The sequence below is a fragment of the Mesorhizobium sp. SEMIA396 genome, from assembly GCF_024518615.1.
Taxonomy (GTDB): Bacteria; Pseudomonadota; Alphaproteobacteria; order Rhizobiales; family Rhizobiaceae; genus Mesorhizobium.
In genome coordinates, this window is the sequence record NZ_JANIFC010000006.1 from 212,340 (window position 1) to 228,245 (window position 15,906).

Below are 15,906 nucleotides of genomic sequence, written 5' to 3' on the forward strand. Positions count from 1 at the left end.
CGAAAGCGGATTCCAGTGCCTTCATTTCCGGGATTCAGGATTGAACGGTGTCGCGGCAGCGATCAGCTCCGCTTCGCGATGCCGGCATCTGCCTTGCGCAAGCCGGAGACGAACCGCGTCAGCGTGCGGTGCAGGGATTTCAACTCGTCGGCATCCAGCGGCAGGTTGCAAAGCATCGCCGCCGGCACGCTTTTGGCCTGCTCACGCAACGCTTGGCCCTTCGCTGTCGGCTCGACCATAACCCGGCGCTCGTCGGCGGGGTCGCGCCGGCGTGTGACCAGTCCGCCAGCCTCCATCCGCTTGAGCAGCGGCGTCAGCGTCGCCGAATCCAGCCCAAGCGCTTCGCCAAGCTCGCCAACCGTGCTTGGAGCTCGTTCCCACAGCGCCAACATGGCCAGATATTGCGGATAGGTCAGGCCGAGCGGATCGAGCAGCGGGCGGTAGAGCTTCGTCATCAGCCCGCTTGCCGAATAGAGCGCGAAGCACAGCTGCTGGTCGAGCCGCGGAACGTGAAACGTCCCGGTGGCCTCCGCCGGGACGTCGCTGGTGCTCTTTGTCGTCTTTTCCGTCATGCCGCCTTTACCGAAAGCGCTACGTCGACATTGCCCCTGATGGCGTTGGAATAGGGGCAGATCTTGTGCGCCTCCGATACAAGCGCTTCCGCCGCCGCCTGATCAAGGCCTTTCGTTTCCGCCGCGAGCGCGACGCCGAGCTTAAAGCCTTCGCCATTGGGAAGCAGGCTGACGGTGGAGGTTACCCCGGCATCCGTCAGCGACAGCTTCTGTTTGCGCGCGACGAAGCGGATGGCGCTTTCGAAGCAGGCGGCATAGCCGATTGCGAACAGTTGCTCAGGATTGGTGGCGCCCCCCGGCCCGCCGAGCTCCTTGGGCATTGCCAGATCGACCTTGAGCAGACCGTCGCTGGTCTCGCCATGACCGGCGCGGCCGCCGGTGACGTGAGCCTGTGTGGTGTAGAGTGCCATATCAAATCTCCAATTACTTTGTACACGATTATTTAGTACACAAGATAATGTGCCGTCAACAGCGGATCCCGTTTCTGGCGCTGAAAGCGTTCACAGTCCGGTGAAACGAAAAAGGCGGCCGAAGCCGCCTTTTTGAATGGGATGTCCGAAAACCTTATTCGGCGGGGGTCGCTTCCGCGGCGGCCTTGGCTGCTGCTTCGGCTTCGGCGGCGGCCTTCTTCTCGGCGGCGTCCTGGGCGGCCTTCTCGACGGCCAGGGCCTCGGCTGCTGCCACCTTCTCGGCCTCGATGCGGGCCTTCTCGGCGTTCAGCGCATCGCGCTCCTCATCATTCAGCTTGCGGGCGCGCACGCCGGTGTTTTCCGAAATACGGGCCGATTTGCCGCGACGATCGCGCAGGTAATAGAGCTTGGCGCGACGCACCTTGCCGCGGCGAACGATCTCGACGCCTTCAACCATCGGCGAGTAGACCGGGAACACGCGCTCGACGCCTTCGCCGTAGGAAATCTTGCGAACCGTGAAGTTCTCCTGGAAGCCGGCGCCTGCGCGGGCGATGACGACGCCCTCATAGGCCTGGACGCGGGTGCGGGTGCCTTCGGTCACGCGGACCTGGACGCGCACGGTGTCGCCGGGCTGGAATTCGGGAAGCTTGCGCTTGGCTTCGATCTTGGCGGCCTGTTCGGCCTCGAGCTGACGGAGAATATCCATCTCAAAAGTCCACTTCTTGTTCTTCCGACAGTCAGAGCGTCCGACACTCGCCTTGCAGTTCCATTGACCGCTTGGCTATGCCTTTTGTCTCCAAGACATTTGTCTTTGAAACATCCAGCAGGGGCGACTACACCGTCATTGTTGACGGGTCCGGCAGATTCTTTCTGGCCGGTACGGGCGGGCACATACAGCTATTTCGCCGCTTTGTCACGCCTTGGCAGCGCATTTTCTGCTCGCATGGCACCATCGTAATCCTGCCGTGCCGGGTTGCGCCGGTCGTTCAGGCTTTCTAAGCCTGAAATAACACAGTTTTGAGCGGCCGCAATTCATGTCTGTCTTCGATGCCATCCTGCTGTTTCTGGCGGGCTTTCTGTCAGGCGCCGCCAATGCGGTCGCCGGTGGCGGCACCTTCATCACCTTCGGCGCCATGACGTTGGTCGGCCTGCCGCCGATCGTCGCCAACGCCACCTCCTCGGTGACGCAATTTCCAGGCTACATCACCTCGACCCTCGCCTACTCGGCCGATATCAGGCACTTCTGGCGCGGCGCGCTGCTGCTGTGCCTGATTTCGGCCGTGGGTGCACTGGCCGGCGCGCTGATCCTTTTGGCGCTCGACAATCCGTCGTTTCGCGCTCTGGTGCCGTGGCTGCTCCTGGCCGCGACAGCCCTGTTCGCAGCCGGCCCCTGGCTGAAACCAGTGCCGAAGCCCGGTCATGAAGCGGCGGTGGGCTCGCTCGCCGGCTCCCTGGCGCAGTTTCTCACCGCCATCTATGGCGGCTTCTTCGGCGCCGGCATGGGCGTGATGATGCTGGCGACGCTCGGCCTCACCCAGGCCGGCGACTATCACCGGCTGAACGCGCTGAAGAACATGCTGGCCATGGTCATCGCGGCGGTCGCTATCGTCGTCTTCGTCTCGGGCGGCGTCGTCGCCTGGCCGCAGGCGATCATCATGATCCCGGGCGGCGCGCTCGGCGGCTATGCCGGCGTCTGGATCGCCAAGCGCGTGCCACAAAACGCGGTGCGCGGCTTCGTCGTCGCTGTCGGTCTGTTTCTGGCTTTCTATTACTTTTGGAAAGGGTGAGCGGCGGCGCCCAACAAATCCGGACGCCGCTCTTTCGTCAGCTTCTCTGACTCCGCCCGACGCCATGCGGCGATCTTCTTGTGGTTGCCGGAAACCAGCACCTCGGGAATCTCACGGCCCTCGAACTCCTGCGGCCGCGTATAGTGCGGATGTTCGAGCAGGCCGTTTTCGAAACTCTCCTCCTCGCCCGACACCGCGTTGCCCATCACGCCGGGCAACAGCCGCACCACCGCATCGAGCAGCACGAGCGCTGCCGGCTCGCCACCGGAGAGGATGAAGTCACCGATAGAGACCTCCTCCAATCCCCGCGCGTCGATCACCCGCTGGTCGACGCCCTCGAAGCGGCCGCACAGGATGACGGCGCCTGGCCCAGCGGCCAGTTCGCGCACACGCGCCTGGGTCAGCGGCTTGCCGCGCGGGCTCATCAGCAGCCGTGGCCGCGCGTCGCCTTCCGGCGAAGCATGGTCGATGGCTTTCGCCAGCACGTCGGCGCGCATCACCATGCCGGCGCCGCCGCCGGCGGGCGTGTCGTCGACGGTGCGATGGCGGTCGGTGGCGAAGCCACGGATCTGGATCGCCTCCAGCGACCACGTCCCGGCCTCCAGCGCCCGGCCAGCCAACGACAGGCCGAGCGCGCCGGGAAACATTTCGGGGTAAAGCGTCAGCACGCAAGCGGAAAAACTCACCGGTTGCCCCCGGCATCGCTCGGTCCGCGCGGCCGGCCTTTCGGATCGAAGTCTTCCTCGCGCGGGCCATCGCCATCGCCATCCTCGTCGTCGACCAGCCCGGCTGCCGCCGGATCGACACGGACAAAACCCTCGGCGATCGACACTTGCGGCACGGCGGCCTGTGTGAACGGGATCAGCACGCCCTTGCGCCCGCCCAGCGTCACATCGAGAATGTCGCCGCCGCCGAAATTGTGCACCGCGACCACCTTGCCAAGCACGGCAGCCGTATCGTCGCGGACTTCGAGGCCGACAAGGTCGGCATGATAGAATTCATCTTCCTCGCCATCGTCCGGCAGCATCGAACGGTCGACGAACAGCTCCGTGCCGGCCAGCGCCTCGGCCGCGTTGCGGTCGGCGACACCTTTGAAGCGCACCACGACCACGGTGTTGGCAGGCCTGATGTCGATGATCTGGAAGGCGCGCCCGTCCCTGGCGTAGAGCGGCCCGTAATCGGCCAGCGCCAGCGGCTCACCGGTGAAGGTCTTCACCCGCAATTCGCCCTTGATGCCATGGGCGGCGCCGATCACGGCCATCTGGACAGGGTTCTGGGGCTTGCTCATGGCGCTTTTACCTTCGTCATCCACGGGCGGAGCAGGCGCGAAGCGACTGCGCAGACCCGAGGATCCATTCCGTTACGGCGACCAAAAAGCACGGCAGTTCAGAAAGGGTCACGAGTCTCGTTCCTGCCAACTCTCTATTTGCAAACACTTCGCGCGGTCTCCACCGCAAAGCTATCAGACTTGTAACGCAGCAACGCTCGCAGGTCACGGCATGGATCCTGGGGTCTCCGCGACGTCGCTTCGCTCCTGCTCCGCCCCAGGATGACGAAGGGGGCGGGCATTTCAGCCAATCACCAAGGTAGTCACCTGCCGCCAATCGATGGTCTCCTAACCTCAGCCGGCTGTCATTTCAATGACGGCTCTTCACCGCTTCCTAACCCGAATACCCGAAAATGCCGCCATGCAGGAATTCCTGATCCCGGCCAAACCCGATCTCCAGGCGGCACGCGAAAGCTGGCTGAAGATGCTGGCCCGAGAGCGCCGGCTGTCGCCCAAGACGGTGGAAGCCTATGAGCGCGACACGCGCCAGTTCCTGCATTTCCTCACCGGCCATTGTGGCGGCTCGCCCGGCATTTCGGACATCGCCGATCTGCGCCCGGCTGACCTGCGCGGCTTTCTCGCGGCGCGGCGCAATGCCGGTGCCGGTGCCCGCACGCTCGGCCGGGGTCTCGCCGGCATCCGCTCGCTGCTGCGTTTCCTCGAGCGGCGCGGCCTCGCCAATGCGGCCGGGGCGGCAGCACTGCGCGCGCCGCGCCAACCCAAATCGCTGCCCAAGCCGCTGACAGCGAGCGATGCCAAGCATGTTGTTTCCATTGAAGGCCAACTGGCGGAGGAACCCTGGATCGCAGCGCGCAACGCCGCCGTGCTGACACTGCTCTACGGCTCCGGCCTGCGCATTTCCGAGGCGCTTGGCCTCGCCGGCGCCGATCTGGCGTCGGCGGCCGACACGGTGCTTCGCGTCACCGGCAAGGGCGGCAAGACGCGCCTGGTGCCGGTGCTGCCGGTGGCGCTCAGGGCGATCGCCGAATATCGCCGGCTCTGCCCCTACCATCTCGACCCCAAGGGCCTGTTGTTTCGCGGCGCCCGCGGCGGTCCGCTCAACCCGGCCATTGTCCAGCGCGACATGGCCAAGCTGCGCTCGGCGCTCAACCTGCCCGATACCGCGACGCCGCATGCGCTGCGCCATTCCTTCGCTACGCATCTGCTCGGCCGCGGCGGCGATTTGCGCACCATCCAGGAACTGCTCGGCCACGCCAGTCTGTCGACGACGCAGATCTACACCGGCGTCGACACCGCGAGGCTGCTCGAGATTTACGAATCAGCCCATCCACGGGCATGAACGCCAGTAGCGTCGCATAGTATCGGTGGCCAAACGTTCACCATTGGCCGAAAGCCTCCCCAACGTCGTCATCCCTGGGCGAAGCAGGAGCGAAGCTCCGTCGCGGAGACCCTGGGATCCATGCCGCGACCTTTGCCATGGAGTGCTGCGGAGCGGAATTCTGCACTGTTGCAGCGTTCCAGAGTCCCGGCATGGATCCTCGGGTCTGCGCCGCGTCGCTACGCTCCTTGCTCCGCCCATGGATGACGAAGAAATGGGCGTTTCCGCTAATCATTGAGTCATGAGCACCATCGACGTCCGCTGAGGGCGATAGCCGGTCGAAGACAATTTCGCAGTACCAATTAACCGTTTTGCCGCTTTTCGGTTCTAGGAATGGGATCATGAAACGCGTCATCGCCATCGCCGACCGTGCAGCTTCCGTGTCGCTGAAGCTGCTCGTCGCGCTCAACGTTCTGTTCTTCCTGTCGTTTCTCGCCGTACTGCTGTTCGCGGCCGGCAAGGCGCATGCCGAAATCCCGACCTGCACCGGCGCCGACATGCTGTCGGCCTTGCAGAAGAACGATCCGGCGACCTACCGCAAGATCGAAGCGGAAGCCGCCGCGACACCGAACGGCAAGGGCCTGTTGTGGAAGCTGGAAAAGCCCGGCGAGAAGCCGTCCTTCCTGTTCGGCACCATGCATATGACCGACCCGCGCGTCACCACGCTGCCTCCCGACGCGCAGAAAGCCTATGACGCCGCCGGCACCATCATCATCGAAACCACGGACGTGCTCGACAAGCAGAAGATGATGGTCGCGATGCTCAAGGAGCCGGACCTGATGATGTTCACTGATTCGACGACGCTGGCGTCGCTGCTGTCGCCCGACGATGCGGCGGCCATGAACGCCGCGCTCGACGCACGCGGCATTCCTCCGGCAACGGTTGCCAAGATGAAGCCGTGGATGCTCTCGGCCATGATGGCACTGCCGGCCTGCGAACTCGCCCGCCAGTCAGGCGGCGCCCCGGTGCTCGATGTCAGGCTGGCGGAAGGTGCAAAGGCTTCCGGCAAGCCGGTGGAAGGATTGGAGACTGCTGAAAGCCAGTTGCGCGCCATGGCCTCGCTGCCGCTGGCGTTTCACATGAAGGGCCTCGTCGACACGCTGAAGCTCGGCGATAAGATCAACGACATCAACGAAACCATGATCGTGCTCTACCAGCGCGGCGACACCGGAATGTTCTGGCCGCTGTTTCGCGTGGCCATGCCGGAGGGCACGGACGACCCCGCGGGCTATGCGGCGTTCGAGGAAACCATGATCACCAGCCGCAACAAGGTGATGGTCGAGCATGCCGAACCGATCCTTGCTAGGGGCAACGTCTTCATGGCGGTCGGCGCCCTCCACCTTCCCGGCCCCGAAGGCCTCGTCGAGGACTTCCGCAAGGCCGGTTACACCGTCACGCCTGTTGGACTTTAGCTACTTCAGTTTACTTCGCCAGGATCTGGGCCAGCATCGCCGGAACGATGATCCGGTGAAACGGCATGATGATCGCAAGATAGGCGCGCCCGAGCCAATTGTGCGTCTTGACGATCGTCGTCGCGGCCACCTCTTGCCGGCCCATGCCGAGATCCCTGACTTCGACCAGGACACGGAAATCGAGATGACGGTCGTCGAGGCCAAGCACAACCTTGCCGGGAAACTGGCTGATGAGCGGAAATATCCCGATCCGGCCTGACGGCAACACCGCAGCTTCCAGGCCCGTCTTCAGCCGGAACGGCTTGACGGCAAGGTTGCGCAGCGCCATGAGCCTGCCGACCCAGGGCGGCGTTCGCCCCAGGGCGCGTTCCGCCGCGCCGAGTGCCGTTAAAGAAAGACCCTGGGTGACCAGCACATAGCGGTCGGCGAACTGGGCTCCGGCGAGGGCAGTGCAGTGATTCGGGACAAACTCTGCCAGGGGATTCGTCACGGCAAAATCCTCCGAAAAGATCATAATAGGCACCAACTTGGCGCGTTGCATGGCGAAACGACGCCATTCCGGCGCCGGAACGGCGGGATTGTCCTTGTTTTTGGCGTTTTCCAACCCTAGCGTGAAACCAGTTCAATGATTGCGCGTTATATGGTGTTGATTGATATTTTTCATCCACGGAGGACACTTTTATGGCGAACGCACCGAATCCAAACGACCCGTTCAATCCCAACACCACCAACACCACCATCAAGCAGAGCGGTGGCGGCGGTAGTGGCTGGCTGATTGCGCTGGTCGTCGTTATTCTGGCGGTTGTCGCGTATTATATTTTCGGAAGAAGCGGTGAGCACCCGGCACCCGCCGAGCCGCCGGCGGCCAGCACACCGGCGCCCGCACCGGCACCGGCCGAACCGATGAAGCCGGCCGAACCTGCGCCAGCACCCGCGCCTGCTCCGGCGCCTGCAGAACCGGCGCCTGCCCCGGCACCAGCGCCTGCACCGGCTCCGGCACCGGCCCCAGCGCCTGCACCGGCCAACTGATCGGCTCGATATCAAATACGAACGGCCCGCCGAAAGGCGGGCCGTTTTGTAGGGATCGCTACGTTCGTCACCCTCGGGCTTGACCGAGGATAGTGCCTTTAGATGTGGATCGGCTTGAAGAACGTTGCCAGCGCCGCCTCCTTGATCGCCTCCGACATCGTCGGATGCGCGTGGCAGGTGCGGGCGAGATCCTCAGACGAGCCCCCGAATTCCATCAGCACCGCCGCCTCGTGGATCATCTCGCCTGCGCCGAAGCCGACAATATGCACGCCGAGTACGCGGTCGCTCGTCTTGTCGGCGAGGATCTTCACAAAACCGTCGGTGTGCAGCATGGCGCGCGCCCGGCCATTGGCGCTGAACGGGAATTTTCCGGCCTTGTAGTCGATGCCGGCCTTCTTCAACTCTTCCTCGGTCTTGCCGACCGAGGCGATTTCCGGGCTGGTGTAGACGACGCTCGGAATGACGTCATAGTTCACGTGGCCGGCCTGGCCGGCAATGGTTTCGGCCACCGCCACGCCCTCGTCCTCGGCCTTGTGCGCCAGCATCGGCCCGGCGATGACATCGCCGATGGCATAGATGCCCGCGACATTGGTCTTGAGATGGCCATCGGTCTTGACCCGGCCGCGCTCGTCGACCTCGACGCCGGCTTCCCCGAGGCCGAGACTGTCGGCATAGGCGCGGCGGCCGGTGGCGATCAGCACGGCATCGGCCTCGATCGTCTCGGCGGCGCCGCCCTTGACCGGCTCGAAGGTGACGGTCGCACCCTTCTTGGCCTTGGCGACACCGGTGACCTTGGCGCCGAGCTTGAACTCGAAACCCTGCTTTGAAAGCAAGCGCTGGAACTGCTTGGAAACCTCGCCGTCCATGCCGCCCAGGATGGTGTCGAGGAATTCGACCACGGTGACCTTGGCGCCGAGCCGTGCCCACACCGAGCCGAGCTCGAGCCCGATGACACCGCCGCCGACCACCACCAGATGGCCGGGAACCTTATCAAGCGACAAAGCGCCGGTCGACGACACGATCACCTTCTCGTCGATGTCGACCTTGACGCCGGGAATGCCGGCGACATCCGAGCCGGTGGCGATGACGATGTTCCTGGTCTCGATCTCCTCGACCTTGCCGTCCTCAGCCGTCACCGACACCTTGCCTGCCGCGACCACCTTGCCAGTGCCGCGAAAGCTGTCGATCTTGTTCTTCTTGAACAGGAAGGCGACGCCGTTGACGTTCGACGACACCGTCGCATCCTTGTGCGCCATCATCTTCTTCAGGTTCAATTTCGGCGCCGATATCTCGACGCCGAGCGTGTCGAAGGAGTGACCGGCCTCGGCGAACATCTCGGAGGCATGGAGCAGCGCCTTGGAAGGGATGCAGCCGATGTTGAGGCAGGTACCGCCGAAGGTCGCGTTCTTCTCGACCACCGCGACCCTGAGCCCGAGCTGCGCCGCCTTGATGGCGCAGACATAGCCGCCCGGTCCCGATCCGATGATAACGACGTCATAAGCCATGATACTGTCCTTCTGTTTGAGCATGATGCCGTGTGACGCGGTTTTCGGATAACATCCTGCTCGATCTGCTTGAGAGCGCTCAGCGGCCGCCGCTTACATTCAGGATCGCGCCTGTCGTATAGGACGCGGCGTCGGAGAGAAGATAGAGAACCGCGCCGGCGACTTCAGCCACTGTACCGGCTCTTTTCATCGGCAGCAGGTCGCGGAACCGCTCCACCCTGTCCGGCTGCCCGCCGGAAGCGTGGATATCCGTGTCGATGATGCCAGGGCGCACCGCATTGACGCGGATGCCTTCCAGCGCCACCTCGCGGGCGAGCCCGATGGTGAAGGTGTCGATGGCGCCCTTGGAGGCGGCATAATCGACATACTCGCCCGGCGAGCCCAATGTCGCTGCCGCCGACGAGATGTTGACTATGGACCCGCCCGACCCGCCATGGCGGGTCGACATGCGCTTGACCGCCTCACGGGCGCAGAGGAACGAGCCGACGACATTGACGCGCATCATGCGCTCCAGCCGCGAAACGTCCATCTCGTCGACGCGCGCCTTGACGTCGACGATGCCGGCATTGTTGACGAAGGCATCGAGCCGTCCATAGGCGTGGTCGACGGCCTCGAACATGGCCACGATATCGGCCTCGCTGCCGACATCGCCCTTGACCGCAAAAGCCTCGCCGCCGGCAGCCTCGATCTCCGCGACCAGTGCATCGGCGGCGTCCTGATTCGCAGCGTAGTTGACCGCGACCCTGTAGCCGGCCTTCGATCCAAACCGGCAGATCGCCGCGCCGATGCCGCGGCTGCCGCCGGTGACCAGCAGCACCTTTTGCGTCCCGCTCATTCCTGGCATCCCTTCAAGGCAAACACATCCCCCGGCACTTTCGAAAACCCGCTGCCGCCATAGGCACTGGATTGGCGCAACGCTGGCCCGAGATCCGGCAGGATCAGCGTCTTCGGCGCTTCGACACCTTCGGCCGGCAGCAGCCCGATGTTGCCCTTGTCATCCGCCGTGTAGATGACGCCATGCCAGGGCGTGCAGGCGGCAAGCTCCTCGCCGGTGACGTCGCCCTCGGGGCATTTGTACATCAGCGCGCCGTTCGGCCGCGACACGCCCTCGTTCCACATGACGATGCCGTTGAGCACCACACTGTTGTCGAGGATCATGCGGAACGTATTGGTGACCGTCGCCGAGGTGCCGGTCGGCGTGAAATCGATTTCGCTGCCGCTCTGGGCGTCGCCATAGACGGCGAGTTCTATCGGGCAGGCGGCATTTGCGGCAGAGTCGGTGAACAACACGGCCAGCATCCCGGCTGCACATCGGATAGTGGGCGATAGGACGCTTTGCATCAGCGCGACCTACTTGCTCTCGCGGCCATCGGCGTTTTCCAGCACGCCGAAATCGGTCAGCAGCAACAACGGCTCGCCTGCTGCGTCCAGTCCCCAGAATGACGGATAAAATCCATCACCCCAGCCGCTCCAGAACATCGCGATGTTGAGCGGGTTGCCGGCAACCGGATGATGCATGACGAACCTGTCCTGGTTGGGTGCGAATTCGGCGGCCAGCACGTCGTCATAGTAATTCTCGTCGGCCTTGAGCTTGTCCTGTTCGGCCGACATCAGCGCCATCGCCGTCTTGTCCATGAAAGAGCCAAGGCCGGCTTCGACGGGGTAGCCGAACATTTCGTCGTCCTTCAGGGTCGACACGTCCTGGTCTGGCAAGGTCGCCAGTTCCCAGCGGACCGGCGTGCCTGGGCGGAGCCGAAGGAACGCTGCTGCCACACGTCCCTGGGCCTCGAACAGAGAAACCGGATAACTTCCAGGTTTGACCTTGCGGCTCAATGCTGGCCAGTCATCGCCTGTGACCAGAGGATCGCAGGCCATAATCTCGCCCGTCGGCAATTCGAGTTGGCCGATCGGGGTGACGGTTATCTTCCGCTCCGCCAATTGCACGTCACTAAGGGCAAAGATGCCGAGGTTGCTGCTCACCTTTGCCGGATTCCATCCGGCGGCGATTGCCAGCGAAGGAACAGCAGTGGACAAGCCAAGCCAGAAAATACTGCGCCGAAAAGTCCGCTGCGCGCCGCCCGCGGCCCGGCCCAGTTTGAACCCGAACCGTTCCAGCCAGCCGCTCACGGGGCGGTTGGCCTTGCTCACAGATCGAGCACCAGCCGTTCCGGATCCTCCAGGCTTTCCTTGACGCGGACCAGGAAGGTCACCGCTTCCTTGCCGTCGACGATGCGGTGATCGTAGCTGAGCGCCAGGTACATCATCGGCCGGATCACGATCTGGCCGCCGACCACCACAGGCCGGTCCTGGATCTTGTGCATGCCCAGAATGCCCGACTGCGGTGCGTTGAGGATCGGCGTCGACATCAGCGACCCGTAAACGCCGCCGTTGGAAATGGTGAACGTCCCGCCTTGCATGTCGGCGACCGACAGCTTGCCGTCGCGCGCGGCGATGCCCAGCCGGCCGATGTCCTTTTCGATCTCGGCGATCGACATCTGGTCGGCATTGCGCACGACCGGCACAACCAGGCCCTTTTCGGTGCCGACGGCGACGCCGATATGGGCATAGTTCTTGAAGATGATGTCGGTGGCGTCGATCTCGGCATTGACCGAGGGGATCTCCTTCAGCGCGTGTGTCACGGCCTTGGTGAAGAAGCCCATGAAGCCGAGCTTCACGCCGTGCTTCTTTTCAAACACATCCTTGTACTTGGTCCGCAGTGCCATCACCGCTGACATGTCGACCTCGTTGAAGGTGGTCAGCATGGCTGCGGTCGACTGCGCTTCCTTGAGGCGGCGCGCGATGGTCTGGCGCAGCTTGGTCATGCGCACGCGCTCCTCGCGCGAAGCGTCGTCGCCCGAGGACGGCGCGCGCACGGCAACCGGTGCAGGTGCCGCCTTCGGCGTCTCCGCCGGCTGCGACGGCGCACCCTTGGAGATGACGTCGAGCACGTCGCCTTTCAGCACCTGGCCACGCTTTCCCGAACCGGAGATCTGGTCGACCGAGAGATTGCTTTCGGCGATCAGTTTCGCTGCGGCCGGTGCCGGTGGCATGGTGCGCGGCTCGACCGGGCCGGCATCGCCGGCGATCTTGGCGGTCTCGGCCGCGGCTTGCTTGCCGGTCGATGCCGCATCCGGCGACGAGGCCTGCGACACCGCCTGCGGCTTGGTCGCTGGCGCGGCGGCAGCGCCACCTGCCGAAATCGAACCGAGCAGCGCACCGACACCGACCGTCTCGCCTTCCTTGGCGGTGATTTCGCTTAAGGTTCCAGCGGCGGCGGCAGGCACCTCCACCGTCACCTTGTCGGTCTCGAGCTCGACCAGCGGCTCGTCGGCGACGATCGCGTCGCCGACCTTCTTGAACCATTTGCCGATGGTCGCTTCGGTGACGGATTCGCCGAGAGTGGGAACGCGGATTTCGGTAGCCATTGTGCCTGTCCGTTTTCTTTCGGTTCTGTTATTCGCCCAGATCTTCTCTATTCGCCGAGCGCGTCTTCGAGCAAGGCGGCGAGCTGGGCGAGATGCTTCGACATCAGTCCGGTCGCCGGCGAGGCGGCGGCCGGACGGCCGGTGTAGCGCACCCGCTGATGCTTGGCATCGATATGCGCCAGCACCCATTCCAGATAGGGGTCGATGAACGACCATGCGCCCATGTTCTTGGGCTCCTCCTGGCACCACACCATCTCGGCATTGCGGAAACGCGACAGTTCGGTGATCAGCGCCTTGGCCGGGAACGGATAAAGCTGCTCGACGCGCAGCAGATAGATGTCGTTGATGCCGCGCTTCTCGCGCTCCTCGTAGAGGTCGTAATAGACCTTGCCCGAACACAGCACGACGCGGCGGATCTTCGAATCCTTGGTCAGCTTGATCGCCTGGCCGGAAAGCAGCTGCGCATCGTCCCACAGCAATCGGTGGAACGAGCTTTCGCCCGAAATTTCCGGCAGCGTCGACACCGCCCGCTTATGGCGCAGCAGCGACTTCGGCGTCATCAGGATCAGCGGCTTACGGAAGTCGCGCTTCAGCTGCCGGCGCAATATGTGGAAGTAGTTGGCCGGCGTCGTACAGTTGGCCACTTGCATGTTATCTTCGGCGCAAAGCTGCAGGAAGCGTTCGAGCCGGGCCGAAGAATGTTCCGGACCCTGGCCTTCATAGCCATGCGGCAGCAGGCAGACGAGGCCCGACATTCTGAGCCACTTGCGTTCACCCGAAGAGATGAACTGGTCGAACACCACCTGGGCACCGTTGGCGAAATCGCCGAACTGCGCTTCCCACAAGGTCAGCGCCTTCGGCTCGGCAAGGCTGTAGCCATATTCGAAGCCCAGCACCGCCTCTTCCGACAGCATCGAGTTGATGACTTCGTAGCCGGCTTGAGCGGCAGACAGATTGTTGAGCGGGATATAGCGGGTCTCGTCGCGCTGGTCGTAGAGCACGGAATGGCGCTGCGAGAAGGTGCCGCGTTCGGAATCCTGCCCCGACAGGCGGATCGGATTGCCGTCGAGCAGGATGGCGCCGAAGGCCAGCGCCTCGGCCGTCGACCAGTCGATGCCTTCGCCCGACTCGATCGCCTGGCGGCGGTTTTCGAGGAAGCGGATGATCGTCTTGTGCGCCTCGAAATCCTTCGGCACCTCGGTCAGCTTCTTGCCGATTTCCTTCAGCGTCTTGACCGGCACGGCGGTCTTGCCGCGCCTTTGTTCGTCCTGGTTGTCGGCCGTGCGCAGGCCAGACCAGGCGCCGTCGAGCCAATCGGCCTTGTTGGGCTTGTAGTGCTGGCCGACTTCCCACTCGGATTCCAGATGCGCTCGCCAGTCGGCCTTGAGCTGGTCGAGCTCGGCCTGGGTGAGGTGACCCTCGGCGATCAGCCGGTCGCCGTAGATCTGCACGGTCGTCTTGTGGGTGCGGATGTTGCGGTACATGATCGGCTGGGTGAAGGCCGGCTCGTCGCCCTCATTGTGGCCGAAGCGGCGGTAGCAGAACATGTCGACCACAACAGGCTTGTGGAACTTCATGCGGAATTCGATCGCCACCTTGGTGGCGTGCACCACGGCTTCCGGATCGTCGCCATTGACGTGGAAGATCGGCGCTTCGATCATCTTGGCGACGTCGGACGGATAGGGCGACGAGCGCGAGAAGCGCGGATTGGTTGTGAAGCCGATCTGGTTGTTGATGATGAAATGCAACGTGCCGGCGACGCGGTGGCCGCGCAGGCCGGACAGGCCGAGGATTTCCGCGATCACGCCCTGGCCGGCAAAGGCGGCATCGCCATGCAGCAAGAGCGGCAGCACCTTGGCGCGCTCTTCCAGCGGCACGATTTCCTCGCGGCTGCGGCCGAACAGATAATCCTGCTTGGCGCGCGCCTTGCCCATCACCACCGGATCGACGATTTCCAGATGCGAGGGATTGGCGGTCAGGGACAGATGCACCTTGTTGCCGTCGAACTCGCGGTCCGACGAGGCGCCGAGATGGTACTTGACGTCGCCCGAACCCTCGACCTCGTCGGGTGCGGCCGAGCCGCCCTTGAACTCGTGGAAGATGGCGCGGTGCGGCTTGGCCATCACCTGGGAAAGCACGTTCAGCCTTCCGCGATGCGCCATGCCGAGCACGATCTCTTTCATGCCGAGCTGGCCGCCGCGCTTGACGATCTGCTCCAGCGCCGGGATCAGCGCTTCACTGCCATCGAGGCCGAAGCGCTTGGTGCCCTTGTACTTGACGTCGATGAACTGCTCAAAACCTTCGGCCTCGACCAGCTTCTGCAGGATCGCCTTCTTGCCGGTGGCGGTGAAGGTGATCTCCTTGTCGGCACCTTCGATGCGGGCCTGGATCCAGGCCTTTTCCTCGGGGTCGGAAATATGCATGAACTCGACGCCGAGCGTCGAGCAATAGGTGCGCGTCAGGATTTCCAGCATCTGCCGGATGGTGCCGAATTCGAGCCCGAGCACATTGTCGAGGAAGATCGGCCGGTCATAGTCGGCAGCGGTGAAGCCGTAATTTTCCGGCGACAGCTCGTTGTAGTCCTCGAGCGGTTTGGCGATGCCGAGCGGGTCGAGATTGGCATGCAGATGGCCGCGCATGCGGTAGGCGCGGATCATCATGATGGCGCGCACCGAATCGCGCGTCGCCTGATGCACGTCGGCGTCGGACAGGACGACGCCGTTGGTGACCGCCTTGTCCTTGACTTTCTTTTCGATCGTCTTCTCGACGATACCCCAATTGCCGTCGAGCGCCGACACCAGTTCGCCATTGGCCTGCAGCGGCCAGGAGGGCTTGGCCCATGAGGCACCCTTGGCATTCCTGCGCACATCGCCGGCATCGTCCTTCAGCCCGGCAAAGAACTCCTGCCATTCGGGATTGACCGAGGCTGGATCGTCTTCATAGGCGGCATAGAGCGCATCGATGTAATCGGCGTTGCCGCCGTAAAGGAAAGAGGTGAGCGAAAATTGGTCGTTGGCCTGATCTTGTCTTGCCATTTTTGTCCGCGGAGCCCGGCTCCGTCTCCTGTTTTTGGAGGGAGTAGGGGAATAAGGGAATAGGG

The 15,906-nt window shown here is 63.6% G+C and carries 16 protein-coding genes; 4 read left to right on the forward strand and 12 right to left on the reverse strand.

Going from position 1 to position 15,906, the window contains the following annotated elements; genetic code table 11:
• Window positions 1–62: 62 nt before the first annotated feature.
• The 3 genes from NP503_RS16730 to rplS all read right to left on the reverse strand — a co-directional run bounded on the left by NP503_RS16730 (window position 63) and on the right by rplS (window position 1,688).
• Window positions 63–572, reverse strand: coding sequence for a MarR family winged helix-turn-helix transcriptional regulator (locus tag NP503_RS16730; RefSeq protein ID WP_127267364.1), 510 nt, complete (start codon window positions 570–572; stop codon window positions 63–65).
• A complete protein-coding gene (locus tag NP503_RS16735; RefSeq protein ID WP_127267363.1) occupies window positions 569–982 on the reverse strand; it encodes an organic hydroperoxide resistance protein in 414 nt (137 codons plus the stop codon). Before NP503_RS16735 ends, NP503_RS16730 begins: the two co-directional genes overlap by 4 nt.
• A 154-nt stretch (window positions 983–1,136) precedes the next feature.
• A complete protein-coding gene (gene rplS, locus NP503_RS16740) occupies window positions 1,137–1,688 on the reverse strand; it encodes a 50S ribosomal protein L19 (RefSeq protein ID WP_013528861.1) in 552 nt (183 codons plus the stop codon).
• A gap of 328 nt (window positions 1,689–2,016) precedes the next feature.
• Between rplS and NP503_RS16745 the strand changes: the two genes are divergently transcribed.
• The gene (locus NP503_RS16745; RefSeq protein WP_127267362.1) at window positions 2,017–2,769 is read left to right on the forward strand and encodes a sulfite exporter TauE/SafE family protein; all 753 of its coding nucleotides are present in this window, start codon (window positions 2,017–2,019) and stop codon (window positions 2,767–2,769) included.
• Here the strand turns inward: NP503_RS16745 and trmD are convergent.
• Window positions 2,751–3,455 carry a tRNA (guanosine(37)-N1)-methyltransferase TrmD gene (trmD, locus tag NP503_RS16750; RefSeq protein ID WP_127267361.1) on the reverse strand — a complete coding sequence of 235 codons (705 nt, stop codon included), beginning with the start codon at window positions 3,453–3,455 and terminating at the stop codon, window positions 2,751–2,753. The two genes, NP503_RS16745 and trmD, sit on opposite strands and share 19 nt — an antisense overlap.
• On the reverse strand, window positions 3,452–4,057 hold the full coding sequence (rimM, locus tag NP503_RS16755; RefSeq protein WP_127267360.1) for a ribosome maturation factor RimM: 606 nt from the start codon (window positions 4,055–4,057) through the stop codon (window positions 3,452–3,454). Before rimM ends, trmD begins: the two co-directional genes overlap by 4 nt.
• Before the next feature lie 400 nt (window positions 4,058–4,457).
• Between rimM and NP503_RS16760 the strand changes: the two genes are divergently transcribed.
• Both NP503_RS16760 and NP503_RS16765 read left to right on the forward strand, forming a co-directional pair.
• Window positions 4,458–5,396: a tyrosine recombinase XerC gene (locus tag NP503_RS16760; protein ID WP_127270058.1), complete on the forward strand. Its 939-nt coding sequence runs from the start codon at window positions 4,458–4,460 to the stop codon at window positions 5,394–5,396.
• A gap of 380 nt (window positions 5,397–5,776) precedes the next feature.
• Window positions 5,777–6,847: a TraB/GumN family protein gene (locus NP503_RS16765; RefSeq protein WP_127270060.1), complete on the forward strand. Its 1,071-nt coding sequence runs from the start codon at window positions 5,777–5,779 to the stop codon at window positions 6,845–6,847.
• Between the two features lie 10 nt (window positions 6,848–6,857).
• Here NP503_RS16765 and NP503_RS16770 read toward each other — a convergent pair whose 3' ends face one another.
• Window positions 6,858–7,451: a DUF2867 domain-containing protein gene (locus NP503_RS16770; RefSeq protein ID WP_127270062.1), complete on the reverse strand. Its 594-nt coding sequence runs from the start codon at window positions 7,449–7,451 to the stop codon at window positions 6,858–6,860.
• A gap of 77 nt (window positions 7,452–7,528) precedes the next feature.
• Here NP503_RS16770 and NP503_RS16775 point away from each other — a divergent pair, with 77 nt between their 5' ends.
• Window positions 7,529–7,876: a hypothetical protein gene (locus NP503_RS16775; RefSeq protein ID WP_127273296.1), complete on the forward strand. Its 348-nt coding sequence runs from the start codon at window positions 7,529–7,531 to the stop codon at window positions 7,874–7,876.
• A gap of 98 nt (window positions 7,877–7,974) precedes the next feature.
• Here NP503_RS16775 and lpdA read toward each other — a convergent pair whose 3' ends face one another.
• From lpdA to NP503_RS16805, 6 genes are all read right to left on the reverse strand, one after another.
• Window positions 7,975–9,405, reverse strand: coding sequence for a dihydrolipoyl dehydrogenase (lpdA, locus tag NP503_RS16780; protein ID WP_329608532.1), 1,431 nt, complete (start codon window positions 9,403–9,405; stop codon window positions 7,975–7,977).
• A 55-nt stretch (window positions 9,406–9,460) separates the two neighbouring features.
• The gene (locus tag NP503_RS16785) at window positions 9,461–10,216 is read right to left on the reverse strand and encodes an SDR family oxidoreductase (protein ID WP_127267778.1); all 756 of its coding nucleotides are present in this window, start codon (window positions 10,214–10,216) and stop codon (window positions 9,461–9,463) included.
• Window positions 10,213–10,680 (reverse strand): hypothetical protein, encoded by a 468-nt coding sequence (locus tag NP503_RS16790; protein ID WP_236382951.1) that lies wholly within the window; start codon window positions 10,678–10,680, stop codon window positions 10,213–10,215. The genes NP503_RS16785 and NP503_RS16790 overlap by 4 nt, the downstream gene beginning before the upstream one ends.
• Before the next feature lie 51 nt (window positions 10,681–10,731).
• Window positions 10,732–11,430, reverse strand: a complete 699-nt coding sequence (locus NP503_RS16795) for a DUF4241 domain-containing protein (protein ID WP_164748784.1) — start codon at window positions 11,428–11,430, stop codon at window positions 10,732–10,734.
• A 95-nt stretch (window positions 11,431–11,525) separates the two neighbouring features.
• Window positions 11,526–12,806, reverse strand: coding sequence for a 2-oxoglutarate dehydrogenase complex dihydrolipoyllysine-residue succinyltransferase (odhB, locus tag NP503_RS16800; protein ID WP_127267776.1), 1,281 nt, complete (start codon window positions 12,804–12,806; stop codon window positions 11,526–11,528).
• Between the two features lie 47 nt (window positions 12,807–12,853).
• Window positions 12,854–15,841 (reverse strand): 2-oxoglutarate dehydrogenase E1 component, encoded by a 2,988-nt coding sequence (locus NP503_RS16805; RefSeq protein ID WP_127267775.1) that lies wholly within the window; start codon window positions 15,839–15,841, stop codon window positions 12,854–12,856.
• Window positions 15,842–15,906: the final 65 nt, after the last annotated feature.